At 47.8% G+C, this 24886-nt stretch carries 22 protein-coding genes; 7 read left to right on the forward strand and 15 right to left on the reverse strand.

Translation table 11 applies throughout. The annotated features are described in order from the left end of the window. Nucleotides 1–24: 24 nt before the first annotated feature. Together Q3O60_RS09360 and folX are read right to left on the reverse strand one after the other, a co-directional pair. Nucleotides 25–918, reverse strand: a complete 894-nt coding sequence (locus tag Q3O60_RS09360) for a TIGR01777 family oxidoreductase (RefSeq protein ID WP_305893658.1) — start codon at nucleotides 916–918, stop codon at nucleotides 25–27. Between the two features lie 69 nt (nucleotides 919–987). Continuing rightward, complete coding sequence (gene folX, locus Q3O60_RS09365) at nucleotides 988–1359, reverse strand: dihydroneopterin triphosphate 2'-epimerase (RefSeq protein WP_305893659.1); 372 nt, start codon at nucleotides 1357–1359, stop codon at nucleotides 988–990. Nucleotides 1360–1436: 77 nt separating this feature from the next. Between folX and Q3O60_RS09370 the strand changes: the two genes are divergently transcribed. Beyond that, nucleotides 1437–2516: an AI-2E family transporter gene (locus Q3O60_RS09370; protein ID WP_305893660.1), complete on the forward strand. Its 1080-nt coding sequence runs from the start codon at nucleotides 1437–1439 to the stop codon at nucleotides 2514–2516. A gap of 6 nt (nucleotides 2517–2522) precedes the next feature. Here Q3O60_RS09370 and Q3O60_RS09375 read toward each other — a convergent pair whose 3' ends face one another. The 5 genes from Q3O60_RS09375 to Q3O60_RS09395 are packed head-to-tail and all read right to left on the reverse strand — an operon-like array spanning nucleotide 2523 to nucleotide 5759. Further along, nucleotides 2523–2927 (reverse strand): hypothetical protein, encoded by a 405-nt coding sequence (locus Q3O60_RS09375; RefSeq protein ID WP_305893661.1) that lies wholly within the window; start codon nucleotides 2925–2927, stop codon nucleotides 2523–2525. 28 nt (nucleotides 2928–2955) lie between these two features. Beyond that, on the reverse strand, nucleotides 2956–4269 hold the full coding sequence (locus Q3O60_RS09380; protein WP_305893662.1) for an ATP-binding protein: 1314 nt from the start codon (nucleotides 4267–4269) through the stop codon (nucleotides 2956–2958). 3 nt (nucleotides 4270–4272) lie between these two features. Beyond that, the gene (locus tag Q3O60_RS09385; protein ID WP_305893663.1) at nucleotides 4273–4950 is read right to left on the reverse strand and encodes a response regulator transcription factor; all 678 of its coding nucleotides are present in this window, start codon (nucleotides 4948–4950) and stop codon (nucleotides 4273–4275) included. Further along, a complete protein-coding gene (locus Q3O60_RS09390; RefSeq protein ID WP_305893664.1) occupies nucleotides 4950–5201 on the reverse strand; it encodes a PepSY domain-containing protein in 252 nt (83 codons plus the stop codon). Before Q3O60_RS09390 ends, Q3O60_RS09385 begins: the two co-directional genes overlap by 1 nt. Before the next feature lie 45 nt (nucleotides 5202–5246). Next, complete coding sequence (locus tag Q3O60_RS09395; RefSeq protein ID WP_305893665.1) at nucleotides 5247–5759, reverse strand: glycine zipper 2TM domain-containing protein; 513 nt, start codon at nucleotides 5757–5759, stop codon at nucleotides 5247–5249. A gap of 261 nt (nucleotides 5760–6020) precedes the next feature. On the opposite strand from Q3O60_RS09395, the gene Q3O60_RS09400 reads away from it, so the two are divergent. Next, a complete protein-coding gene (locus Q3O60_RS09400) occupies nucleotides 6021–6338 on the forward strand; it encodes a ComEA family DNA-binding protein (protein ID WP_305893666.1) in 318 nt (105 codons plus the stop codon). A gap of 36 nt (nucleotides 6339–6374) precedes the next feature. Here the strand turns inward: Q3O60_RS09400 and Q3O60_RS09405 are convergent, their stop codons facing one another. The 8 genes from Q3O60_RS09405 to Q3O60_RS09440 form a co-directional block, all read right to left on the reverse strand. Continuing rightward, nucleotides 6375–7595 (reverse strand): EAL and HDOD domain-containing protein, encoded by a 1221-nt coding sequence (locus tag Q3O60_RS09405; protein ID WP_305893667.1) that lies wholly within the window; start codon nucleotides 7593–7595, stop codon nucleotides 6375–6377. Nucleotides 7596–7757: 162 nt separating this feature from the next. Next, nucleotides 7758–9293: a sodium/proline symporter PutP gene (putP, locus tag Q3O60_RS09410; RefSeq protein ID WP_305893668.1), complete on the reverse strand. Its 1536-nt coding sequence runs from the start codon at nucleotides 9291–9293 to the stop codon at nucleotides 7758–7760. Nucleotides 9294–9452: 159 nt separating this feature from the next. After that, nucleotides 9453–11087 (reverse strand): BatD family protein, encoded by a 1635-nt coding sequence (locus tag Q3O60_RS09415; protein ID WP_305893669.1) that lies wholly within the window; start codon nucleotides 11085–11087, stop codon nucleotides 9453–9455. Next, nucleotides 11081–12910, reverse strand: coding sequence for a VWA domain-containing protein (locus Q3O60_RS09420; protein WP_305893670.1), 1830 nt, complete (start codon nucleotides 12908–12910; stop codon nucleotides 11081–11083). The genes Q3O60_RS09415 and Q3O60_RS09420 overlap by 7 nt, the downstream gene beginning before the upstream one ends. Continuing rightward, nucleotides 12900–13889, reverse strand: a complete 990-nt coding sequence (locus tag Q3O60_RS09425; protein ID WP_305893671.1) for a vWA domain-containing protein — start codon at nucleotides 13887–13889, stop codon at nucleotides 12900–12902. The genes Q3O60_RS09420 and Q3O60_RS09425 overlap by 11 nt, the downstream gene beginning before the upstream one ends. Continuing rightward, nucleotides 13882–14397, reverse strand: a complete 516-nt coding sequence (locus Q3O60_RS09430) for a DUF4381 family protein (protein WP_305893672.1) — start codon at nucleotides 14395–14397, stop codon at nucleotides 13882–13884. The genes Q3O60_RS09425 and Q3O60_RS09430 overlap by 8 nt, the downstream gene beginning before the upstream one ends. Then, entirely contained in the window at nucleotides 14378–15331 is a 954-nt protein-coding gene (locus Q3O60_RS09435; protein ID WP_305893673.1) for a DUF58 domain-containing protein, read from the reverse strand. Before Q3O60_RS09435 ends, Q3O60_RS09430 begins: the two co-directional genes overlap by 20 nt. Before the next feature lies 1 nt (nucleotide 15332). Next, on the reverse strand, nucleotides 15333–16286 hold the full coding sequence (locus tag Q3O60_RS09440; RefSeq protein WP_305893674.1) for an AAA family ATPase: 954 nt from the start codon (nucleotides 16284–16286) through the stop codon (nucleotides 15333–15335). 237 nt (nucleotides 16287–16523) lie between these two features. Between Q3O60_RS09440 and fadI the strand changes: the two genes are divergently transcribed. The 5 genes from fadI (at nucleotide 16524) to Q3O60_RS09465 (ending at nucleotide 24794) form a co-directional block, all read left to right on the forward strand. Next, on the forward strand, nucleotides 16524–17834 hold the full coding sequence (gene fadI / locus Q3O60_RS09445) for an acetyl-CoA C-acyltransferase FadI (protein WP_305893675.1): 1311 nt from the start codon (nucleotides 16524–16526) through the stop codon (nucleotides 17832–17834). Continuing rightward, nucleotides 17834–20038, forward strand: coding sequence for a fatty acid oxidation complex subunit alpha FadJ (fadJ, locus tag Q3O60_RS09450; RefSeq protein WP_305893676.1), 2205 nt, complete (start codon nucleotides 17834–17836; stop codon nucleotides 20036–20038). The genes fadI and fadJ overlap by 1 nt, the downstream gene beginning before the upstream one ends. 257 nt (nucleotides 20039–20295) lie before the next feature. Further along, a complete protein-coding gene (locus Q3O60_RS09455; protein WP_305893677.1) occupies nucleotides 20296–20820 on the forward strand; it encodes a PEP-CTERM sorting domain-containing protein in 525 nt (174 codons plus the stop codon). A gap of 291 nt (nucleotides 20821–21111) precedes the next feature. Then, entirely contained in the window at nucleotides 21112–24228 is a 3117-nt protein-coding gene (locus tag Q3O60_RS09460; RefSeq protein ID WP_305893678.1) for a S8 family serine peptidase, read from the forward strand. Between the two features lie 128 nt (nucleotides 24229–24356). Beyond that, nucleotides 24357–24794, forward strand: a complete 438-nt coding sequence (locus Q3O60_RS09465) for a gamma-glutamylcyclotransferase family protein (RefSeq protein ID WP_305893679.1) — start codon at nucleotides 24357–24359, stop codon at nucleotides 24792–24794. Nucleotides 24795–24886: the final 92 nt, after the last annotated feature.

Below are 24886 nucleotides of genomic sequence, written 5' to 3' on the forward strand. Positions count from 1 at the left end.
TCATATGGGCGCAATCATGCGCCCCTACAAATCCAATGCTTGCAAAGCAGATTTGATATCGCTGAACTGAAACTCGAAACCAGCCTGCAACAGTTTTTGTGGGTACACATTCTGACCATACAGCAGTAAGTCTGCCATTTCACCAAACAATACACGTGCCATAAATGCAGGCATAGGCAGTCGAGCCGGCTTTTTAAGTCGGGCCGCTAAAGCTTCGGTAAAAGCGCTATTATTCACAGCTCTGGGAGCGGTGGCGTTGATGGGGCCGCTTAGCTCACTATGACAAAGCAAAAAGTCGATAAGCGTGACCATGTCGTCAATATGTATCCATGACATGTACTGTTGGCCATCGCCTATTTTACCCCCTAACCCTAGTTTAAATGGTGGCAACATCTTTTTTAATGCCCCACCATTTTTTGCCAACACAATGCCGGTGCGTAGTAAGCACACTCGTGTCGTTTGGCTGGCGGCGCGTTGGGCTAAGTTTTCCCAGCGGGCGCAAATATCATGGCTGAACTCTGGATAAAAGTCGGTATGGCTTTCGTCAATCCGATTGGCATCTTGCCGGCCATAGAAACCAATAGCTGAACCGCTGATCAGTACTTTGGGTGCTGGATTCGCTTGTTGAATTTTAGCACTCAGCTGCTCAGTCAGATCCCATCGGCTGTGACAAATGCGCTTTTTTTGCTTATCGGTCCAACGTTTATCGGCAATGGGCTCACCGGCCAGGTTGATTACAGCGTCGTAGCGACTAATATCTATCTTGTCGAGCGATTCACAGCAGACAATATCATGACCAAATAGTGATTTTACCTTCTCAGCGGAACGGCTTAATACGGTGAACTCATGTTCAGAACGTAAGCGCTTCACCAGTGCTTGACCAATCAGGCCTGTCCCTCCGGTAATCAATATATTCATGTCAACGCCTTGATGTTGGATGACTTGGTAGATGCGTTTTGAACCCAAAGGTTCGGTTTAAGTATAGTGCTACTCTGGTGTTTTGCTGACGGATAGTTCCATCGAGACGGAATCTGCGAATCGAAGTGCATGCGGTTTATCGATTTCGACCTCGGCGTAAAGCACTGATGGATGTTCTGCAGCAATGGCGAGTACATCAGCGGTTAACTTCTCCAGCAAATAGAAACGATTATCTTCAACAAAGGGTATAATCCTTTTGGTGATGGTGCGATAATTTAATGCTTTACTCATGTCATCACTGTCAGCAGCATCATGGGCAAGGTATTGAATTTTGGCATTGATTACGACATCCTGTTTATTCTTAATCTCATCGTCATTGATGCCAATATAAGTTCGTAATCGAAGATTTTTGATACGGATGATAGCGGGGTTAAGTTCCATTGAGTTCTTATCCTGTAGTTTATTTTTTGTAATTACGTTTATTAGGCCTTTACCGATCAAAGAATGCAAGGATGTTTATGACAACAGCTATACAACATAGCGCGACAAGGATTTTGGTAGCTTGCGCAGCTTTAGTGATTACACTGGCGGGTATCAAGGCTGCTGCCGCGATAGTGGTTCCGTTCTTATTGGCCATTTTTATTGCCATTATTTGCAGTCCTTTAATTCAGTTACTGCACCGTTGGCATGTACCCAAACTCGTTTCAATTTTACTCGTCATAGCGCTCATTGTGCTGTTTGGCACGGCGTTGACCGGTATCGTGGTGCAATCTCTGATTGAATTATCGCGTTCCTTACCAGAGTATCAGGCCCAGTTGAATAACGCTTTGTTGCTTATTCTAAATCGGTTGGCTGATTATCATCTGGTGATTGAGCCCAGACAGCTGCTAAGTTATATCAACCCTGGTTCTGCCATAACACTGGCCACTAATACATTAGCCGGTTTGGGAACCATGCTGACCAACACCTTGTTGATTGTGCTGATCGTGGTGTTTATGTTGCTGGAAGCGCACAGCATTCCGGCTAAAGTACAATTAGCGATGAAAAACCCAACTGAACGTTTACAGCAAATGAGTCATTTTTTGCACTCAGTCAATCGCTACATTGCCATCAAAACCATGATGAGCTTATTGACTGGGATCGTGGTGGGTTTCTTGTTATGGATGCTAGGGGTCAGTTATGCCTTGTTGTGGGGCATTTTTGCTTTTTTACTCAATTACATTCCGAATATTGGTTCCATCATTGCAGCCGTTCCTGCCGTGTTGATGGCTTTTGTTGATGGAGGTTTGAGCTTGGCTTTAGGGACTTCTGTGGTCTTTATTGCCGTGAACTTGCTGGTGGGCAATATGCTTGAGCCACGCTATATGGGACGAGGCTTGGGCTTGTCGACTTTGGTGGTGTTTTTATCGTTAATTTTTTGGGGCTGGATGCTGGGCGCTGTCGGGATGTTACTCAGTATTCCTTTAACCATGATTGTTAAAATAGGCTTAGAGAGCTCTGAAAGTGGGCGTTGGATAGCCATTCTGCTTGATTCTGAAGAGCAAACACAGGCAAGAAAAGCGGCGTTGGCAGAAAGCAATGACGCCGACATGAATTAAAAATAGTTATTGTGCTGCCAATGATTCCAGATCGACTTTACGTTGATTGATCAACTGCAGTTGGCAGTGTTTGTATAGGGCAGCGCCTGCTTGTACATCAGGTAACTGCAACTGATATTGCCAGCGGCAATGTTGCTCTTTAAGCTGTTTAAAGCTTTCTCTGGCGCTGAGGTAACTATTTAGCGCCGCAGGGCGGCCTGTGCGCTGTCGGTGTTGCTGCAGGGCAAACTCATGATGCTTTTCCCACTGTTCTAGTGAGCGACGTGCTTTAACCAGTTCTTGATCGTAGCAGCTAAGCTGTTGATGATACCGTTGTTGCTGGCTACCAGCCTCGGGCCATGGGCAAACAGGTTCAGCTGCAGCGACTTGCAAAGCAAGGACGGCAATGCCGGCTGAAATAAGTCGATGCATGGTGAAGTATCCTCTTTCGGACTTTGGATCAAACATCCGGAAATCTGAGTGTAAAACTGGCACCACCGAGCTCACTGTGGTCAACGTCCAGTTGGCCATTATAAGAACTAACTAATTCAGATACAATGGATAAGCCGACACCGTGTCCTTCGTGGTAGGTATCGAGTCGGATCCCTCGTTCAAATAACTGGCGCCGCTTTTCTACTGGAATACCTGGACCATCATCCTCTACCTGGATCAGTAATGGGCTGCTCTGGATGGTGAGCCGTACCTGATTTTTGCACGCTTTACAGGCGTTATCCAGCAAATTACCGAGGATCTCCATCATATCGGTCTGGTCCCCTTTAAAGGTAGCATCTTCTGGGCAGTTTACTTCAATCTGACAGCCTTTGTGGACGTAGATCTTTCGTAAAGCATTGACCATTTTATCCAGTAATGGCGGCAGTGGAATTTGTTTTTTCCATACATCTTGTCCTGAACTACTGGCACGTTTGAGCTGGTGATCGATCATTGCACTGATCCGATCCAACTGCTCCCGAAGCTCAGGTTGCTCACTGAGCGCTGAAGTATTCAATACTGCTAGCGGAGTCTTTAGGGCATGGGCTAAATCACTGAGGTGATGGCGATAACGTTGTTTCTGACGGTTCTGGCTGGCGAGCAACAGGTTTAAATCTTCTTTAAGTGCCATCAGTTCTGCCGGGTAACTGCCGGTTAATTGCTCTTGTTTGCCGCTTTCAACCCGGCGAATTTCATTATCCAATACCGAGAGTGGTCGGGTCGTCCAACGATACGCCAATAACATGACGAGCAATAACACCAGTGCGATACCAAGATACCAGCGTATCAGTGTGCGCAAAAAGCTTTGATGGGGGGTATTTAGTAAACGATCGGCCTGCACCACATGCACGGTTAGTGGAATGGTGTGATCACCTTGATCGAACAGCAAAGCGATGGATAGCACCCAGTACTTTTCTTGTTGTTGTATTTCGTCGCGAAAATCGCTTTTGCCAGGCAGCAGCTGCGATAGTTCTGGTACAAAATCTTGGGTAATGGATGAGTCAGATTGCCAAAGAATACTTTGCTCATCGGTAATAAAGGCGCTTAAACCAGAGTTTGGCCTGGAAAAGTCAGGTGCTAAGGCGACATTACTGAGCTGTACTTTATCGGCACTGACAGAAATTTCTGACAAAATAGCGTACAAGTGAACTTCGAGCTTTTGCTCGGTATTGCTGACAAGCTGCATGTAAAATGCACGTTCAATGGCAATAAAAGAACCGGGTAACAAGAAAGCGAACAGCAGGAGGCTAATCAGCCCCTGTCGCAGTTTTAGTGATAAGCTCATTGGTTACTTGACGGCCATGGTAAAACGATAGCCTCGACCCCTGAGGGTTTCGATTGGCTTTAGTTCAGCTTCTGGGTCAAGCTTTTTGCGCAACCGCAAAACAAACACCTCAATGACATTACTATCTAAATCAAAATCTTGATCATAAATATGTTCGGTCAGCTCGGTTTTGGAAATGACTTTATTTGGATTCATCATAAAGTACTCCAACACCTTGTATTCATAGGCTGTCAGGCTAATTTCCTGCTCATGCAGCCATACTTGCTGTGTCCGGCTATTGAGTGCGATAGGACCAGAAGATAGTGTGGGATCAGGCTGACCAGCGGCTCGGCGGATCAGTGCATTGCAGCGCGCCAGTAGTTCTTCCATGTGAAAGGGCTTGGTCAAATAGTCATCTGCACCTGCATCCAGCCCTTCAACTTTTTCTTGCCAGCTACCGCGAGCAGTCAGGATGATAATAGGCGTTTTAATGTCTTTTTTTCTGGCTTTACGGATCAGGCTTAAACCATCCATCTGGGGTAAACCAAGATCGATGATGGCTAAGTCATAAGGGTATTCACTGATTTTGAAATCACCATCCCGGCCGTCAAAAGCCATATCTACACTGCATTGCTGCTCTGTGAGATGGTTACGGATTTGGTTCGCCAGCAGTTGTTCATCTTCCACTACAAGAATACGCATTAACGATCATCCTTTGTTAGTCGTCCGGTTCGGCGGTCCACCAAAAGGGTGACAACACGACCATCTCGTTGCAGCACACGCACACGATAGTGTTGCGACTCTGTTTTTACATTCAGCACTCTGCCTGGGTATTGTTGCAAAGCAAGCTCCGCTGCTTGTTCTTTATCAATGGAGGCTCGGTTTGCCTGGACGGCGGCAGGCGCGGCCAGGAGCAAGGCAACCAATAACAAAATTGCTGTACGTCGTAACATAGTTACCTCCACAAAAAAGCGTTGTAGTGCCTTGGTCATAATAATTTAGTAGCCGCGACGAGCACGGACTTGTACTGGTAAACGGGGGCCTGGGTCATAATCCAATACGGTTTGGTAGTGACGACCTCTGAGTTTATAGCTAACTTCATAACCTTCAAGAACATTGCGATACTCTACCGAACTATTGGTAGGACGGCAATGCTGTTGATGCACCACGTGCGATTGACGATTTTGACGTTGTACATCATTGACCACTGCGCCACCGAGTATGGCTCCGGCTGCCATGCCAACCCGCTTATTGCTCTTGTTATGGCCGATAGCATGACCTAAGGCACCACCGACAATAGCTCCTAACACCACAGGTGTTTTATCTTGTGATGTGTGGCCACGATACTGCACTGTTTCAGTGTGACATACCTGTTGTGGCCGATGTGTGGCAATGGTGCGATAGATTGGCTCTACCTTGGTCACTCGGGCGTATTCAATAGGTTGGTTATAAGCAATAGCCGGGGCTGTCACCATGGCAGAAAGGGTAAAAATCACCGGGAGCAGTTTCATGATAAGCACCTCGCTTTAATCGACGTTATCAGCATAGGACAGGCTTGCTTAATTGTGGCTGAACCATAAGCACACTTATTGACAAAAATATTACGGTTAAATGTTGACCATTCTTATTTTTTGGATATATTTATAGTTACCTGAGTTAATTAAAGGTTTATTTAATGTGTTTTTTGGCTGTTTTCAGGGAGCTAGTCGTAAAAATACAGGGCTTAAAAATCGATAAAGCCAAATAATGACCTATACATGGAGTTTAAAGGAATGAAAACAATCGTATTTGCGTGTGGTGTTGTCTTGCTGGCACTGGCTTCTAATCAACTAATGGCCTTGGAAGCTAAACCACAACAGACGTTAACCCAGCAACAAGAGGCTGGTGCAGTCAACACAATCGCTATTAACAAGGCTTCTGCAGAACAACTGGCTTTGATTCCTGGTATTGGTAGCCAGAAAGCAGAAGCTATTCAAAATTACATTGCTGAACATGGAGCGATCCGCAGTGAGCAGCAATTAACTCAGGTACGCGGTATAGGGGACAAGTTGGCGGCAACTGTCGCGCAGTATGTTCATTTTGAAGATTAAAGCATTTGCCAGAAGGTGAGGGTGTTGGGAAGGTGTTTAGTTGTCTCCCATCACCTTCATCTGTTCGTTCGCCCAATGCACAGCTTCATGATAGGCGTCGGGTACTTTATCGACAGCCAGTTGCAAGCGTTCAATCAGTGCTGAGGCTTCAGGCCACTGCGCTTGTTCATACAACTCCATTAAACGCAGATAATCCGCTAGCATGCCCTGTTTGTCGACCAGCGCTTCTTTAATGTCTTTCGAGAGGGGAAGCTTTTCCATTACTGACTCTATGGGCTCATCCAACAAGGCGTCCATCAGTGACATCATGCCCGTCAAATAGGCTTTTGAGCAATCACTGCCATGCAACTCAGCCAGACCTTCGGCAAATTTGGCTCGTGTCATGGATAGGCGCATCAGTTCAGCTGGCTTGTCGCTACTAATTTGTGCAGTGAAAAGTAAAGAGAGAAACTTCTTCAATTCGGCATGACCTAACACGACTAAGGCTTGCTTGATGGTGGCTATTTCAGCGCGGCGTTTAAATACGGGAGAGTTGCTGTAACGCAGTAGCTTATAGGACAAGCTGATATCCCGTTCAAAAATTGTGGTGATGGCGGTTAAATCGATTTCAGACTTAGAGGTTTCATACAACAGTTCTGCCAGTGTCATTTGTGCAGGAGACAAGGCTTTGGTTTGCATCATTTCCGGCTTTGAGAAGAAGAATCCCTGGAAATACTCAAAACCTAGCTCCATGGCAGTGAGGTATTGCTCATTGGTCTCTACTTTTTCAGCCAGTAATTTGATATGAGGGAAGTCTGCGATGGCTGTTTTGACTTCGTGAATAGTGTCTATGTCAGTTGTGAGCCAGTCGATTTTAATAATGTCGATAAAAGGGTAAAAGTGGCGCCACACAGATTTGTGCTCATAATCATCCAATGCGAGCAGATAACCATTTTTTTTAAGCTCCTGACATTCTGCAAGCAGACGTTTACCGGGTTGAATGGTTTCGAGGATCTCAACTACAATTTGCTCTTTCGGCATCATGGCCGGATACTTTTTTTGCAGGGTTTCAAGCGTAAAATTAATAAAGCCGGGCTTATCACCTAAAAAGTCATCGAGACTAAATGAAAATTGACTGCCTTCAATCATTTTGGAAGTGGCTTCATCCCCATCAATCCCGGGGAATACATTCTCAAGACTGTCTCTGAATAACAACTCGTATGCGAAAAGCTCTTTGTTTCGGTTTAGGATGGGCTGACGTGCTGCATAAAAGTACATAGAAGCCATCTTCCTCGCGGTTAGCTATATGCGTTGTGCAAAATACTGATGAGTTAAGGTTATAGCTTTTCTGTTCGATGCTGACAAGTCCTGGCAGTCATGGACATAAAAAAAGCCTCTGCGTGATAACGAAGAGGCTTTTTCGATGATGGTAAATATGGTTTATTCCATATCGGTTTCTAACCGTCGCTCCATTTTTTCAAAATCGTGCTGAATACTGGCCGCTGGTGGTTGCGTTAGTTTACTGACAATGTAGATAGCCAGAGCACTGAAAATAACCCCGGGAACAATTTCATAAACATAGCTGCCTAAGGTATCTCCAGCGATGGTTATTGGAGCATAAATCCAGAACAGCACTGTTCCCGCTCCAACCACCATGCCACTGAGTGCTCCTGCATAGGTCATACGCTTCCAATACAAACTGAATACAATCAGTGGTCCGAAAGCTGCACCAAAACCAGCCCAGGCATTACCTACTTGCGACAGTAAGTTTTGGCTTGGATTGAGCGATAACCCAATGGCTGCAAGCGCGACAATAAACACCGAAATACGTCCGACCATGACCTGCTCTTTATCTGAGGCATTGCGACGAAAGAAAGCCAGATAAAAGTCTTTAGTCAGTGAGCTTGAGGTCACCAGCAGCTGTGATGAGATGGTGCTCATAATGGCTGCCAAAATCGCGGCCAGTAAAAATCCGCCGATTAATGGGTTGAATAAAATTTGCGACAAGACAATAAAAATGGTTTCTGGATCGGCCAGTTGGCCTGCATCGTCCAGATAAGCCGCTGGGCCGAGACTGCCTGTTTGCGTCACCATATATACCGACCCCATGATGCCAGTGAGCATGGCGCCAATCAAAGCTACTGTCATCCAGGTCATACCAATCCGGCGAGCCACTTTAAAATCTTTAATGGAGCGAATGGCCATAAAACGGACAATAATATGAGGCTGACCAAAGTAGCCCAGACCCCAAGCCAGCAAAGAGATAACACCCAGGAAGGTGGCACCATGCCATGGATCCAACATCGGTTGTTCCATCGCTTGAATTTCTGCCATCACCGGGCCACTACCGCCGAGTATCATATAGGCTGTGATAGGCACCAACACCAAAGCAATAAACATGATACAGCCTTGGACAAAATCCGTGATACTGACGGCAAGAAAGCCACCGAATAAGGTGTATGCAACGACAACACCGGCGGTCAGAAATAAGCCAACTTCGTAATTGAGGCCAAAAGCATTTTGGAACAAGGTTCCCCCGGCATAGACGCCTGCAGCGGTGTAGAGGGTGAAAAATACGATAATCACAACAGCCGACACCAGACGAAGTGCCCGGCTTGTATCATTAAAGCGGTTTTCAAAATAGTCGGGCAGGGTGATGGAGTCTTTTGCGACGTGGGTGTAGGTTCGAAGGCGAGGTGCCACAATCAGATAATTCAGGTAGGCTCCAGCTAGCAAGCCTATGGCGATCCAGACTTCAGAAAAACCAGCCACAAAGAACGCGCCCGGTAAACCCATCAGCATCCAACCACTCATATCGGAAGCTCCTGCCGATAATGCCGTTACGCCGGGGCCCAGCTTTCGGCCGCCCAGCATATAACCCGAGACATCGCTGGTGGAGGTTCGATAGGCATAGAGCCCGATACCGAGCATGGCAAGAAAATACACGGCAAGGGAAATTAAAGTGCCAGTTTCCAAAATAAGCTCCTGTTTTTGTTGTTGTAGACCCAAGTAACGTATTGATTTTTAGATTGTAGGTCGTGAAATCCCATGCTAACAAGAGCAATGGCAGAGCGCCAGTGCTTTCCTAAAAACGGTTCGCACTGGCTTTGTGGGCATGGCACACAAGTGATTGTTTTACTGGGGGTAAAGGCTGGTCAGGCTTTCTGATGATGCTTTTTTGTTCATCGTCGGTTGATAGTTTTTCCAGGCTTGCCATAAATCCTGACCTTGCCATTCCCCACCTGCTGGATGGTATATTGCTTTATTGAGCTTATTGATCTCGATTGATAACGGTTCATCAACCCATGCCGCCAGCTCAGAGATGGACAGAATATCCGCCTGGATTTGTTGGCGCGCCCAATACAGCAGTGCATCACGCGCCACCGCAGGTTGATTGTGCTGACACGCCTTTTTAAGCGTACTGTGATTATAAGGCGGGCTCGCTGCAGGGCTCTGTGACTTGTTGGCACCTCGCCGTAAACGCCAGAAAAGCAATAGGCTAGCAAGCCAACCAAGCAACACGGCGGTACTGCTGTGCGTCCATGCCCACTGCGATACGGCAATTATAGGCGTTGGTTCGTCACCTGAGCGGCTATCTGTAACTGAAGCAGGCAGTGGTTGTTGACTCACCTGACCGGGCTTTACCTGAATTTGTCTGGCTGGGATGGTGGCATACTCCAGTTGGTCACGCTGGCTATTCCACCAGGGAATTTTTACCTCTGGCAATTCCAAAGTGCCTTCAGTGGCTGGAATGATGGCGCTGCTAAAGGTTTTTTGTGCGACCAGACGACCATTACGCTGAGCGCCCTGTGAGTTGGGGGTTTGTGGGTACAGCCTTAAACCATCTGGGTAGGGGATCTGTATATCAGGCAATTGATTCGGTGCTAAATCGACGCCAGATAGCGTAATGGTTCGGGTGATGGGTTCTCCCACAGTAAACTCAGCAGGCTCTTGTGACCACTCTTCATTTAATGTGACGAGGCCAGCGACTAACCAGGAGCCAGGAAAATCATGAGGAGCGGCCCGGACCGAGACGTCCAGATCATCTGCCCGCTGCATAATGGTTTTGGTTCGGGCAAAGTAATTGTATCGGGCGCTGTCCCGGTCGAGCATTTCGCCGGTAAACTCGGGTGCCTTGATTACAAAGTCACCGCTGCGTTGTGGGATCACAGCAAAACGACGTGTGATGGTGCGGTAGCGAGTGCCATTGACTAATTCTGAGCCTTCTTCATCATTGCCAATTTGCTGGATGGTGGCACCTTCCATACTCGGCTCAGTCAGGCTGCCGCGCTGAAGATCGCCTTGAAAGTAGATGGTCAGGGTGTAATAGCCACTTTGCTGGACATACCAAGTGTCTTGAGCCAATTCGGCTTGCAAAAATAATTCTGGTTGTCCGGCATCGCTTTGGTTTGCTGCTAACACTTCAAGCTCAATGGGAGACGAACTTACGTTGTTCACTGTAAAAGCAGGGATAGTATATTGGCCTGGCTCGCGAGCAAATAAAGAAAGGCGCCAGCTGGTACTATGGCTAGCTTGACCATTTACCACCCGGGTACTTTGACTCACGGATGGAGCGGTAATACGGAAATCATTTTCCAGCACGCGGAAGTTAAGCTGCTCGGCGCTTAACCGGGCATCTGCCGTGACCTCCAGTACAATAGCTTCACCGACCATGGCAGGGTTTTTATCCAACTGAGCGGTTAATTGAGTCAGGGCCCATAGTGGCCAGCTGGCTAGCAGTAAGGCGAAAAAACAACCGAGTTTTACCATTCCTCTTCTACTCCTGTCGGCAGTTGGTGCTGTCTGCGGCGCTGATGTTCAATATGCATGCGATTTCGCAATAGTAATGCTGGATCATCTTGAACTTTGCGAAGAATATTCATCAACTCTTGTTCCTCCTCCGGACTGGCATCTGGCCACGGAGACTCGATGATCTGTTGTTGTCCTTGCTCGGCAACTGCTGGCTCTTGTTGCTGAGAGTCTTGATCAGCATCGTTTTCTTGTGGTTCTTCATTGCCTTCCGTTGCATCGTCGCTAGCGTCATCTTGCTCATCGCCACTTTTTGTATCTGGTTGCGGGTCAGCATCGTTTTCAGCGGAGTTACCGTCACTGGCATCATCACCGGAGCTACTTTCGTCTTGTGGCGATGACTGTTGATCCGACTCTTGTGGGTCGTCCCGATCTTGCCTATCACCCTGTTCAGCACCATCGTCTTGCTCCTGCGATTGCTGCTCTAACAAGTGTTGCATCAACTCAGCATTGTGTTGAGCTTGCTTAAAATCAGGTTGCTGCTGCAAGGCTTGCTGGTAAGCCGCTAAAGCTTCGTCGTAACGGCCTTGCTGCGCCAAGGCATTACCAAGGTTGTAATCGATTTCTGCACTGGGGGTTTGTTCCGAAAGGGTGCGCCAAGCCTGTTCAGCGGTCTGATAGTCGCCGGCTCGATAGGCGGCTTGTGCCTGCCATTGCAAATCGGTGAATTTTTGTTGTGCTCGTTGATAATCGCCTTGTTGATAGGCTTCAATAGCTTGCTGCTGGGGTGTTTGCCACCAGTTGAATTCTTTGGCGAAGCTGTCGTGTGGCAGGAATATCAGGCAGATCACAAACAACTGCCCCCGCTTGCCAAGCCATAATGCGAGTGGCAGCAACAGCCAGACTAAATAAATCGCTTTATCACGCCAGGCATCTCCTGCACTTTGCAGCTGTTGCTGCAGTTTAGCACTGGCGCTGAGCTCTGATTGATTGATGATGGCTTCAATGTCCCGGCCAGACAAATCGGCTTGTTGGAAAACGCCTCCTGAGCTTCTGGCCAGGTGGGTAAGCTGGGTGAGGGGCACTCTGGGCAAAACGATGCTGCCGCGACTATCCTGTAGTAAGCTGCCATCAGGGAGTTGCGCTGGAGCCCCTTCTTCTGAACCAAAAGCAATAATGGAGAGCCGATGTGGTAGTTTGTTGACCAGATCCGTTAATTGGCGCTCGGTGTGACGCTCAAAACCATCCACCAGAGCCACAATATCGCCACGGGAATAACCGCCCTGTTGCAGTAGTTGATCCGCTGCCTGCAGCGCAGCATACAGATTGGATCCTTGTGACGGCATAATGTCTGGCCGAAGTGTTGGCAGTTGTAGACGAACATTGTTGTGATCTGGTGTCAGAGGCGACACGACAAAAGAATCGCCAGCAAAAGCAATTAAAGCTAACTCACCTTCTTGCAGGGCGTCGATGTAATCCAGTGCTTTAAACCGAGCCTGAGTAAGTCGGTTTGGGTTCATGTCTGTGGCATACATTGACATCGACATATCGATAATTAATACGGTTGCTTTATCGACGTAAATTGCGGGTTGTTCAACTCGCTGCCAGCTTGGACCTGCCATCGCGATGGTTGCAACCACCCAACACCATGCCAGCAGCCAAAGTGGCCAGCGCGGTTGATTTTTACTGTGTTGGCCCAGCAAGTGCAGTTGCAAATGAGGGGCAATAAAGCGTTGCCAAGGGCTTTGTGGTTTTCGATACTTGAGCAATAACAACCAAATAAGCAATACAGGTAGTAAAGCAAGTAACCAGTAGGGACGGATCCAATGCAATTCAGCGAGCACCTTGGCGTACCTCCTGCCAATTGATAGTGATACAGGCAAGCCACAACGATAGCAGCAAGGCAATAGCAAGAGGCCAGTGAACTAAACTGCGCTGTGGGCGAAAGCTCAGGCTTTCCCGCTCAATAGGCTCTAACTCATCGAGCAGCTGATACATGCGGCGGAATTCTTCAATATTGCGGGCCCGAAAGTATTCGCCCCCGGTCTCTGCAGCCATCCGCTGCAGTAAGGGTTCGTCTAAATCGTGTGATGGGTTGACGGTTCGTGGGCCAAAAATGCCCTGTTGGGTCATTTGCTCTGCACCAATACCTACGGTATGGATCCTGACATTGGCTGCTTTGGCCAATTGCAGCGATTCTTCAGGCGATATATTACCGGTATTGCTGGCTCCATCACTTAAAAATACGATGACTTTATTTGAGCTGGATAGTTCGTTAAAGCGTTTTACGGCAAGACCGATACCTTCACCGATGGCTGTACGACGACCGGCCATGCCAACCACAACTTCATCAAGCATGCTTTGCACTGTTGCCAGATCCAGTGTCAAGGGAGTGAGCTGGTAGGCTGCATCAGCAAACAAAATCAAGCCGACTCGATCGCCTTGCCGGCGCTCAAGGAATTCCTTGGTTAGACGTTGAACAGCTCCCACACGATCAATGGGACGGTTTTGCCACGTCATGTCGGTAATTTCCATCGAACCCGATAAATCGATCACCAACATAATATCGCGTCCCTGTTGCGGCAGTTGCACGGGCTCACCCACCCAGCGGGGTTCTGCCGCAGCGACCACTAAACACAACCAAATGATAGCCGCAATCCAGCTGCGAGCCTGGCGCCATTGCTGGCTGTTGCCAGCAGAAACCTGAGCCAGTTTAACCAATGGCTTAAGTTTTAATGCCTGGCCTATGGTGCCACGTGAGCTTCGCCATAGCAGGGGAAGTGGTAATAGGATGAACAACCATGGCCAGCTAAACTCAAGCATGGGTGTACTCCTTGATCGAGTTCGCTAGCTTGCGTGCATCGTATGGTTGCAGCCAGGCTTTGGCAAAGTCAGCAAAGGTCGCAGTTTGTTGCGGATCGGCCTCTGCCTGATAAAGCAAAACGGTTAAATTGGGCAACAGTAATCTGGGTTGCTGCTGTTGCAGAAACTCTTGCCAGACAGGTAGAGGGCAACTTAACAGGGCACTATTGGGGCTGTAATGGCGTACCAGCCGCTTCAATAAAATATTAATCTGCTGCGCCGCATCGGGTTGTTGTATATCGATCGAGTTGAGAGCTTGCCGGGCTTCTTGCAAAGCTTGATTGTATTTGCTGCGCTGGCGCCTTTGGTATAGCCAATAGCCTAGCGCGGCCAACAGCAACAGTACCAAGACGGCTAGTACCCACCAACCGGGTGCAATGCCAGTAAATGGCAGCTCGCTAACTTCAACAATATCAGCTAACTCGGCCTGATGGGTCAATTGGGCTTGTTCAGCTGGAGTGTTGGTCATGCCAGCTCCTTAACAGCTGTGTGATCAAAGGCTCAGCAGAGCTAATGGACATGCAACGACAACCGAGTTGTTTCAAGCTTTGTTGCATCCCTTGCTGGAAAGACTGCTGCTGCTGTTGATAACGTCGTTTCAATTGCTGATTACTCAAATCCAGCCAGCCGAGTTGCTCACCATCGGTGACCGTAGCGCTGCCACTGGCCAGTGAAGGCAACTGCAGTTCCAGTGGGTCAAACAAGGGGCAGCAGACCACTTCGTTGTGTTGCCGGATAGCACTTAAGTGGCGCAGTGACTCTTCATCCAGGCTGTGAAAGTCGGACAGCACAAACAATAAGCTTCCCGGACGAACTAAGCGGCGTATCTGCCCCAACGCCTGAGGCAACTGCAAACCATACCGGCTGTTATCTGCTGCGAAAACCTCTTGCAGTGCATGCAAGTAATGCAATACACCGGTAGAGCGACTGCGGGGTTTTAATTCGAGATGATGCTGTTGGCTAAACACCAAGCCGCCCAGTTTGTCACCGGCTTGTTTGGCATGCCAGCCAATCAGTGCAGCCAAATGGCTTGCTTGTACCGACTTGTAAAGTAGGGTCGAGCCAAAGTGCATGCTATCGCTCAGATCGGTCAGAATAAATACCGGCCGCTCTTTCTCTTCACGAAATAACTTGGTGTGCGCTTTACCTGTGCGGGCGGTCACACGCCAATCAATGGTGCGAACGTCATCGCCAGCCTGGTAATGACGAACTTCATCGAACTCCATACCCCTGCCTTTACTACGCGCTAAATAACTACCTGCCAATTTACTTTGGATGTGCTGCTGCGGCCGCAAATCCAACAGACGGGTATAGCGTTGATACCAGAGTAACTCTTGTAAGCTTAGCTCGATACCATTGGCACCAGCTTGCTGCATCCATTCCTGCGGGTTCAATTCGCTCATATCAAGGAACTGGGACCAGACTCAGTATTTTGCTCAATACGTCATCGGTTTTAACCCCTTCCGCTTCAGCTGTGTAGGTTAAAATGATGCGATGGCGCAATACATTGTGAAACACGGCTTGAATATCATCAGGGGTGACGAAATCACGACCTTCCAGCCAAGCTTTGGCACGGGCACAGCGCTCTAGTGCAATGGTTGCGCGAGGGCTGGCACCATAGGCCAACCATTTGCTTAAGGTTTCGCTATAGGCGCTGGCATCCCGGGTTGCCATGATCAATTCCACGATATACCGCTCTAAGGCAGGTGCAAGATGTAACTGAAGGATGGCTTTACGGGCGGTAAATATATCGGCCTGAGTCATATGTGGCGGTTCAGCTTGCTGCTCTGACAGCGCTTCACCGCGAGTTAGCTTAAGGATTTCCAGCTCAGTTTCTGCATCGGGGTAATCCACTTTGAGGTGAAGTAAAAACCGATCAAGTTGAGCTTCAGGCAGTGGATAGGTGCCTTCTTGCTCTAACGGGTTTTGGGTCGCCATCACTAAAAATAACTCTGGTAAAGGGTAGGTGGTACGACCTACGGTTATTTGTTTTTCTGCCATCGCTTCCAGCAAGGCCGATTGAACTTTAGCTGGAGCGCGGTTAATTTCATCGGCCAAAATGAGGTGATGGAACAAGGGGCCGCTTTGAAACTCAAACTGCCCGGTCTCCGGACGATAGATGTCAGTACCAGTTAAATCAGCTGGTAGCAAATCCGGGGTAAATTGAATACGATGGAAATCGCCTTCAATGCCTTGAGCTAGTGCGTTGACAGCTCGGGTTTTAGCTAGCCCCGGTGGGCCTTCCACCAAAAGGTGGCCGTTTGCCAGCAAGGCCAGTAGGATCCCTTCAGTAAGAGCTGGTTGCCCCAGCACCTGACTATCGAGATAGCGTTTTAGCTCGGAGAATGTTTTAACCATAATTTTTATCGAACCCTTCCAAAGGCTTAAAAGCAGCTATGCTTGAACCAGATGACTATCTTTAAAACGAATAGCTATGCTATGACTGAACCATCTATATAAGGTTCATTTTTACAAATACCAAGTCAAGCATGTCAATTCACCTAATTTAAAACAAGTGTTTTAATTTTCAGTGTCTGTGGTTACAATCAAGGCACTAGTCAGGTCTGACCTGTTGCGCGACAAACGAGGATATCTATGAGTAAGTCCATTGATCTTAAAACCCGTCAGGGTGACCGCATCGCTATCGTCCGTGGCCTGCGGACGCCATTTGCCAAACAAGCGACTGCATTTCATGGCATTTCCGCCCTTGATATGGGCAAGATGGTGGTAAATGAATTGCTGATCCGCTCGGAACTGGATGCCAAGCTGGTAGAGCAAGTCGTGTATGGTCAAGTGGTGCAGATGCCGGAAGCGCCAAACATTGCCCGGGAGATTGTGCTGGGAACGGGCATGAATGTCCACACTGATGCTTACAGTGTCACTCGTGCTTGTGCCACTAGTTTTCAGGCGGTGGCCAATGTTGCAGAAACCATGCTGGCGGGGATGGCTGAAGTGGGCATCGCCGGTGGTGCTGATTCCAGCTCAGTGTTGCCTATTGGAGTCAGTAAAACATTAGGCCGGGCGCTGGTTGATATGAACAAAGCCAGAACCTTAGGGCAGAAGCTCAGTATTTTAAAGCGTTTGGGCTTAAAAGATTTGATGCCAGTACCGCCCGCTGTTGCCGAATACAGTACTGGACTGTCGATGGGGCAGACGGCCGAGCAAATGGCAAAAACGCATGGCATCAGTCGGGAAGCGCAGGATGAAATGGCGCATCGCTCGCACAGCTTAGCTGCTAAGGCTTGGCAATCTGGCCTGATGGCCGATGAAGTGATGACGGCGCACATTCCGCCGCACAAGACCTTTTTTGAGCAAGATAATAATGTGCGCATGGAATCTGAGCTTGCCTCCTATGCCCGGCTAAAACCAGTATTTGATCGAAAGTATGGCACGGTAACGGCAGCCAATAGTACGCCGCTAACCGATGGTGCCTCGGCCGTGTTGCTGATGACCGAAAGCCGGGCGAAGGCCCTGGGATATACACCACTTGGTTATATTCGTAGTTATGCCTTTGCTGCCATTGATGTTTGGGAAGATATGCTGATGGGGCCGTCTTACGCTACTCCTATTGCCTTACAGCGAGCAGGCATGAACCTGAAAGATCTTACCTTAATTGAAATGCATGAAGCTTTCGCTGCTCAAGCGCTGGCGAATATGAAGATGTTTGCCAGTCGTCAGTTTGCTCAGGATAAACTGGGCATGGATCAAGCCATTGGCGAGATAGACATGGCCAAGTTCAATGTGAATGGTGGTTCACTGGCTTATGGCCATCCTTTTGCAGCAACCGGAACTCGCTTATTGGTGCAAACACTGAATGAATTAAAACGTCGCGGTGGAGGAGTGGGTCTAACCACAGCCTGTGCGGCTGGTGGCCTTGGTGCTGCCATGATTGTGGAGACTGAATAATGACTAAAGAACAAAAAGCGAATAAGCAAAGCTCAGCAGTAGAGGCTACAGAGCAATTAAGTTCAGAGCAAAACAGCACGCCCACATCGAGTTTTAGTCTTCAGCTGCGTGATGATCAAGTTGCAGTCATCACCATGGATGTGGCAGGTGAGCGCATGAATGTGCTGAAAGCTACGTTTGCCGAAGAAATTCGTACTATGCTGGCTGAGCTAAAGCAAAACAGCTCTGTAAAAGGCGTGGTTTTGATCAGTGGTAAATCCGATTCGTTCATTGCTGGTGCCGATATCAGCATGCTCGATGGCTGTAAAACAGCAGCCGAAGCGGAAGAGATCGCCCGGTTAGGTCAGCAGGTATTTGCTGAAATCGAGCAATTAAAGGTGCCGGTTGTTGCTGCTATTCACGGCCCTTGTTTAGGCGGTGGCCTGGAGCTCGCGATGGCGTGTCATAGCCGTATTGTTAGTGATGATGCTAAAACGGTGCTGGGTTTACCTGAAGTGCAGTTAGGTCTACTACCTGGTAGTGGTGGTACGCAACGCTTACCGCGCTTAGTCGGTTTGCAAAAAGCACTGGATATGATTTTAACCGGCAAGCAGTTACGGGCCAAGCAAGCTGTTAAAGCAGGTTTAGCACAAGCGATGGTACCTAACAGTATTTTATTGGAAGCGGCTGTTGAGCAGGCGTTAGCAGGCAAGAAAGCTGCCGCTGAACCTAAATTGAACTTGATTGGCAAGCTGCTGGAAAAAACCGGTCCGGGCCGTGGTATTGTTTTTGACCAGGCGAAAAAGCAAACCCTGTCGAAAACCCATGGCAATTATCCCGCGCCTTTGAAAATTCTTGAGGTTATTCGAGCCGGTATCGATAAGGGCATGCAAGCAGGTTTAAATGCTGAAGCCAAGGCTTTTGGTGAGCTTTGCATGACGCCAGAGTCCAAAGCGCTGCGTAGTTTATTCTTTGCAACCACCGAAATGAAAAAAGAAAGTGGTGCCGGTAATGCGAAGCCAAATACTGTTAAAAAAGTAGCGGTACTCGGCGGGGGGCTCATGGGGGGTGGTATTGCCAGCGTCACGGCCACCAAAGCTGGCTTGCCGGTGCGGATCAAAGACATTCAGCATCAGGGCATTGCTAATGCATTACGCTATGCTTATCAATTGCTTGATAAAAAGGTAAAGCGTCGTTTTATGCGTTCATCTGAGTTACAAAAACAGATGGCGCTAATGACCGGTACCACCGATTACTCTGGTTTTCATGATGTCGATATGGTGGTTGAGGCCGTCTTTGAAGATCTGGAATTAAAGCAAACCATGGTGGCTGATATTGAACAGCATTGCCATGAGCAGACTATTTTTGCCAGCAATACCAGTTCTTTACCCATTGGTCAGATTGCGGCTAAGGCGAAACGCCCAGAGAATGTGATTGGTCTGCATTACTTTTCACCGGTCGATAAAATGCCGCTGGTCGAAGTGATTGCGCACAAAGATACCTCGGCAGAAACCATTGCCACAACCGTTGCTTTTGCCCGTAAACAAGGCAAAACGCCCATCGTGGTCAAAGATGGCGCTGGTTTTTATGTCAACCGGATCTTGGCGTTGTACATGAACGAAGCTGCGCAAATTCTGTTGCAAGGCGAGCCGATTGAAAAGCTGGATAAAGCCTTAGTCAAATTCGGTTTTCCGGTCGGCCCTATTACGTTACTGGATGAAGTAGGGATTGATGTTGGTGCTAAAATAGGGCCAATTCTGCAAGGTGAATTAGGCGAACGTTTCGCTGCACCTGCGGCCTTTGATAAGTTGCTGGCCGATGGCCGCAAAGGGAAAAAATCGGAAAAAGGCTTTTATCTGTACAAGGGCAACAGTAAAGGTAAGAAGCCGGTTGACCCCAGTGTTTACACCTTGCTGGGTATTCAGCCAGTCGCTAAAATGAGTCAAAGCGAGATAGTGCAACGTACTACAGCGCAAATGCTCAACGAAGCGGTACGTTGTTTGGAGGAAGGCGTGATTGCTTCTGCTCGTGATGGGGATATCGGCGCTATTTTTGGCATTGGCTTCCCACCATTCTTAGGGGGTCCGTTCCTCTATATTGATACTATGGGGGCCGCGACTTTGGTTGCACAATTGCAAGGCTATGAAAAGCAGTTTGGCAATCGCTTCACACCTTGCGAACTCCTGCTTAGTATGGCAGAGGATAATGAACGCTTTTATCCTTGATACACATTAATAACCTTTTTGTGGCTATCAAACCATCAGAATGCAATGACTGCATCTGATGGTTTTTTTTTCGCAATTACAATTCATCACAGCTGTAAACTTTTTAATGCGTTTGACTCTAAATTTACTTTACTTATTTCCCTGTATTTCATCCAAAAATCCATGATTTGGCACACATCCTGCTCTTTGTTAACTAGCATAGATATGCGCTATCTATGCACGTCGCAACATAAAAATAAATCCAGGAGTACCAACCAATGAAAAAAATTGTATTCACCCTTATGCTGTTTTGCTTTGCTTCGCTTTATAGCCAACCTTCCGCTCACGCCGCACCCATCTTAACGCAAGATATTATCGTTGAAGACGATGGCATGTTTTTTTTAGCCGGTTCCGTTAGCGTCAACGTGGCTGATTCCTTCGAGCTGTTTGACTCTGTTTTTTCGGCAGATAGCTGGTTGTCATTTGACCTGTTTGGCTTTCAGTTTGAGCAAGGTATGGATGATTTATTTGTCGCAGATTTCGATATCGATAATTTGATGGCTGGTTTTGAGTTTCTACAGTTTGATGTGTTGGATCTTGATAGTGGATGGGCTTTCCAAGGAATTTTTTCCTTTGGTTCAGGCTTCATTGACGTATTCTCTGCGCCCAACGAAACGCTGGTGGCCTTTTTTGAAAATGCGTTTTTAGGGGAAGTGAGTGTAGCTGTTCCAGCACCTGCAACTATTAGTCTGATGTTGCTGGCATTGTTTGGTTTGATGTTGCGTCAGCGCGCGATAAGCTAACTGTACGAATAGTACCTCTGATTGTCAGTATTTTTTACAAGGTTTGCTGTTGACGTTGAGTATGATTGAGGATTGATTGGTGAAGATACCTGCGCTGTGTCTGAACATCATAAAATGCCTCATTAAATTTAGGTGTCAATAATTTTTACAAATTGGTTTGATTGGGCGAAGTTACAGATAAAATGAATAGTTATTCAAATTTATCTTTGGTCAAGGCCATTCAATCATAACCATATGTTTTATTCTGTATAAAAATTATCCTGTATATAAATAGAAAAAATGGAGAATTACATGACATTCCAAACAAAAACCACTAAAGCACTGTTGGCGATTGCCATCGCTGCTGCATGTGGTACAACCGCTATCCATGCCAGCCCTTATGAGGTCTCGGTGGATACGGATCAGTTGCGTTTAGGCGATGAGGCTGCAGCAGTTGCTCCTTATATTGTCCAAGTCCGTGGGAAAAGTGGAGTTGAAAAAGCTGAAGAATTGGGTCAGTTACGGCCACGCAATCAAGCGCGCGTAGCAGGACAAAATCGATACAATGCCACTTCTGCCGAAATGGTCGCTTATACGCAGCAACTGCAAAGCTTTCATCAGCAATTAGCAGCTCAAAACGCGGTAAGCGATCTGCTGCATTCATATACCCATACCTTCAATGGTTTTTCTGTCCGCATGAGTGCTGAAGAAGCACAACGTCTTCGTAGCCATCCTGATGTCGTGGGTGTCTGGCTGGATGAGCCCATGCAGTTGGATACGGCTAATACGCCTGAGTTTCTTGGCTTGAATGGCGCCAACGGCCAGCATACGTTGGGTGTGAAAGGCGAAGATGTCGTTATCGGTATTGTTGATAGTGGTATTTGGCCTGAAAGCGAAAGCTTTGCCGATGATGGTACTTACGGTCCTCTTGCCGGCTGGAATGGTGCTTGTGATGCAGGTGAAGATGAGACGTTCAGCTGTAACAACAAACTCATTGGTGCACGTTATTTCAATAGCTCTTTTACCTCCGTCTTTAATCTACAACCAGGTGAGTTTGTCTCACCACGCGATGCGGATAACCACGGTACTCATGTCGCAGCAACGGCTGCAGGTAATGAAAATGTGACTGCTACGATAGCTGGAACTGATATCGGTACGGTTACTGGTATTGCTCCTCGCGCCCGAGTGGCCATGTACAAAGCCTGCTGGAACAGCAGCTATGTCAGCCCAACAGGCGTCAATGAGCGTGGTTGTTTCGGTGGTGACACCATGGCAGCGATTGATGCAGCCGTTGCTGACGGTGTCGATGTCATCAACTATTCAATCAGTGGCAGTTTAACCGATATAACGACCATTGCTGCCGCCGCTAAATTACGTGCAGCTCAGGCTGGGGTTTTTGTCTCAGTATCGGCCGGTAACAGTGGCCCTGGCGCAGGTACCGTTGGTACGCCTGCTCCTTGGGTGGCCAGTGTCGGTGCTTCTACCTATGACGGTACCAGTGTGGTTGCTGGTATTGAAGTATTGTCAGGCTCAGTCAGTGGAACCTATCGAGCGATTGAAGCGGCTACGACCACCCCTATTTCACAAATAGGTCAAGTGGAAGCTGAGTTGGTTGTAGCGGATCCTTTATTGGCTTGTGATCCACTAGCCAATGCTGCTGAGTTGGAGGGTAAGATAGCCCTGATGCAGCGTGGTGTCTGTGGTTTTGATATTAAACTTGCTGCTGCTCAGTCTTCTGGTGCGGTAGGGGCTCTTGTCATCAATAGTGACGGTACTCCTCCGATCGTTATGGGTGGCGATGGCAGTTTTTCTATTCCAGGCTATATGATTAGCCTTGCTGATGGACAAGGGCTGCTAGGAGCGCTTGGAAATGGTGAGGAACTCTCCGTTCGCTTCAGTGCTGGTGCGCTGGCAGGTCAAACCGAAGTTGGTAATATCATGGCTGGTTTTTCTTCAAGAGGCCCTAACCTGGCTTCCTTTGATATTATTAAGCCAGATATCACCGCACCAGGTGTGCGTATTCTTGCTGCTGGCTCTGAGCAGCCTATGCTAGGCACGAATGATGTGCCCTTTGTGTACCTGCAAGGGACTTCTATGTCGAGCCCGCACATTGCTGGTATGGCAGCATTATTGCGTGAAGCTAATCCAGACTGGTCGCCTGCTATGGTCAAATCTGCATTAATGACGACAGCGCGTCAGGATATCGTGAAGCAAAATGGCACGACTCCAGCTGACCCATTTGATTTTGGTGCTGGTCATGCGGTTCCTGCTAGTGCAGCTAATCCTGGCTTAGTTTACGACGTAGACAGTCTTGATTATTTTGCTTTCTTGTGTGGTTTAGAAGCATTTAACTTCGTTGCTAATGCCAGTGGCTTTAGCTGTGATGCGTTTGCAGCAGCAGGCTATGACTTTGAAGCCAGTCAACTGAACCTTCCCTCCATTGGTATTGCTGCCTTAGATGGAAGCCGTACTGTGTATCGTGAAGTAACGGATGTGACAGGAGCTGCCTCGGTCTATGGCATTGATGTTCAGGCACCAGCTGGCTTTAGCGCAACGGTACTGACCTTGGATCAACAAGGTGAATGGAGCGCTTCTAACAGCTTGCAGGTGCCCGCTAACGGTTCTGCTGCTTATGCCATCCATTTTGAAACAACGGCATCTTCGGTATTCAATCAATGGCGTTTTGGTGCGGTGACCTTATCCAATGGCCAACATGATGTTCGAAGCCCTATTGCGATTCAAGCAGTTCCACCACAGTTGATCGAAGCACCTGCTGAAATTACGGCGCAAGTACCTGCTCGTGGTGGCCGAGTGTCTTTCCCTGTCTTAATGCAATACAGTGGAAATACCAGTACTAGCATGGTTGGTTTGTCGGCTCCATTTGGTGGTACCAGAACCATCCCACAAGATCCAGATGGTACTTTCAGCTTTAATGAGCCAGGTTTAGGTTCTCATTTCCTTGAGATCCCTGCCGGAACCCGTGTAGCTCGCTTTATGTTGAATGAAGATCTGGCATCAGTGCCAGGTGCTATCCTGGATATGTATGTCTACCGGTGTATTGCCAGCAGCTGTACATTTATTACGTCAGCGACTAGCGATAGTGGTAATGAAAGCATCGTGCTGCGCGATCCTGCTCCAGCGGCTAATAGCGGTGCCGGTAACTTCTACATTGTGTGGGTACACGCCCGAGACTTGCAGGGTGCTGCGGAAGTAACCTATACCATGCCGTATTGGATCGTTGATGAGCATAACACTGTGACGTCTCGTATGGTTGCACCAACCCGTGCTATCAAAGGTCGTTTCAATAACATTACTCTGACGACCAGAGGACTGACAGCAAGCCCGTTCCCATACATGGGTGTAATGTCCTTCAATGATGACAGTGGTGAAGAACAAACCACCACATTACTGGAGATTTTTGCGAACTAAGCTTCGTAACTAAATTTTCTACTGTAAAAGCCCATCAAAATGATGGGCTTTTTTTTTGTTTTAGTTCGGCTTACCATCAACATATGGTTGTCGCATGAATTATCAGAGGGTGAAGGACTATTCATAGCGTGAATACATCAGTTATTTTTCGTTTTATCAGTATGATTGTAATTACCACGACCGGGCTGCTGCTGGCAACATGGTGCCTGTTGTGGTTATATCTGCTAGGCCCATTGGGATATACCGCACCAGAACCTGTCGATTACTCAGCGGAAACTTATCATGTATTTGCTTATGGTACGTTAAAGCAGCCATGGATCCGTCGTTTTATTATTGGCCGTTCTGTTGATGTTCACGAAGATTCGCTCAGTGGTTATCAGCGTCATGGCCTTGATTTGCAAGTAGAGCCTAAGGAGGTAACGACGGGCTTACGCTTTGCGGTGACTTCTACCGAGATGCAACGGTTGGATCGCTATGAGCGTCTTGGAGTGCGTTACCAACGTGAGCATATGCAGCTCGATAGTGGCTTAGATGCATGGGTGTATCGGCGTATCGCTGTTGAATAAGCCAGCCTGAGCTGTTACTTAAGATTTTTAGCGCTTTATTATTTAAATGATAACAAAAATTGTTCCTGTGGTTTGTTAGAATAATTGCACTA

Origin of the sequence: Alkalimonas collagenimarina, from assembly GCF_030717845.1 — a bacterium.
In the GTDB taxonomy this organism is placed as follows: Bacteria; Pseudomonadota; Gammaproteobacteria; order Enterobacterales; family Alteromonadaceae; genus Alkalimonas; species Alkalimonas collagenimarina.

Bases quoted from the DNA above. Each gene is read 5' to 3' on its own strand.
- fadJ (WP_305893676.1), top strand. From the start codon at position 17,834: ATGACTAAAGAACAAAAAGCGAATAAGCAAAGCTCAGCAGTAGAGGCT.
- folX (WP_305893659.1), bottom strand. From the start codon at position 1,359: ATGGAACTTAACCCCGCTATCATCCGTATCAAAAATCTTCGATTACGA.
- Q3O60_RS09435 (WP_305893673.1), bottom strand. From the start codon at position 15,331: ATGAGCGAATTGAACCCGCAGGAATGGATGCAGCAAGCTGGTGCCAAT.
- Q3O60_RS09400 (WP_305893666.1), top strand. From the start codon at position 6,021: ATGAAAACAATCGTATTTGCGTGTGGTGTTGTCTTGCTGGCACTGGCT.
- Q3O60_RS09455 (WP_305893677.1), top strand. From the start codon at position 20,296: ATGAAAAAAATTGTATTCACCCTTATGCTGTTTTGCTTTGCTTCGCTT.
- Q3O60_RS09385 (WP_305893663.1), bottom strand. From the start codon at position 4,950: ATGCGTATTCTTGTAGTGGAAGATGAACAACTGCTGGCGAACCAAATC.
- Q3O60_RS09370 (WP_305893660.1), top strand. From the start codon at position 1,437: ATGACAACAGCTATACAACATAGCGCGACAAGGATTTTGGTAGCTTGC.
- Q3O60_RS09460 (WP_305893678.1), top strand. From the start codon at position 21,112: ATGACATTCCAAACAAAAACCACTAAAGCACTGTTGGCGATTGCCATC.
- Q3O60_RS09405 (WP_305893667.1), bottom strand. From the start codon at position 7,595: ATGTACTTTTATGCAGCACGTCAGCCCATCCTAAACCGAAACAAAGAG.
- Q3O60_RS09430 (WP_305893672.1), bottom strand. From the start codon at position 14,397: ATGACCAACACTCCAGCTGAACAAGCCCAATTGACCCATCAGGCCGAG.
- Q3O60_RS09440 (WP_305893674.1), bottom strand. From the start codon at position 16,286: ATGGTTAAAACATTCTCCGAGCTAAAACGCTATCTCGATAGTCAGGTG.
- Q3O60_RS09380 (WP_305893662.1), bottom strand. From the start codon at position 4,269: ATGAGCTTATCACTAAAACTGCGACAGGGGCTGATTAGCCTCCTGCTG.
- Q3O60_RS09425 (WP_305893671.1), bottom strand. From the start codon at position 13,889: ATGCTTGAGTTTAGCTGGCCATGGTTGTTCATCCTATTACCACTTCCC.
- fadI (WP_305893675.1), top strand. From the start codon at position 16,524: ATGAGTAAGTCCATTGATCTTAAAACCCGTCAGGGTGACCGCATCGCT.
- Q3O60_RS09390 (WP_305893664.1), bottom strand. From the start codon at position 5,201: ATGTTACGACGTACAGCAATTTTGTTATTGGTTGCCTTGCTCCTGGCC.
- Q3O60_RS09395 (WP_305893665.1), bottom strand. From the start codon at position 5,759: ATGAAACTGCTCCCGGTGATTTTTACCCTTTCTGCCATGGTGACAGCC.
- Q3O60_RS09415 (WP_305893669.1), bottom strand. From the start codon at position 11,087: ATGGTAAAACTCGGTTGTTTTTTCGCCTTACTGCTAGCCAGCTGGCCA.
- Q3O60_RS09375 (WP_305893661.1), bottom strand. From the start codon at position 2,927: ATGCATCGACTTATTTCAGCCGGCATTGCCGTCCTTGCTTTGCAAGTC.
- Q3O60_RS09360 (WP_305893658.1), bottom strand. From the start codon at position 918: ATGAATATATTGATTACCGGAGGGACAGGCCTGATTGGTCAAGCACTG.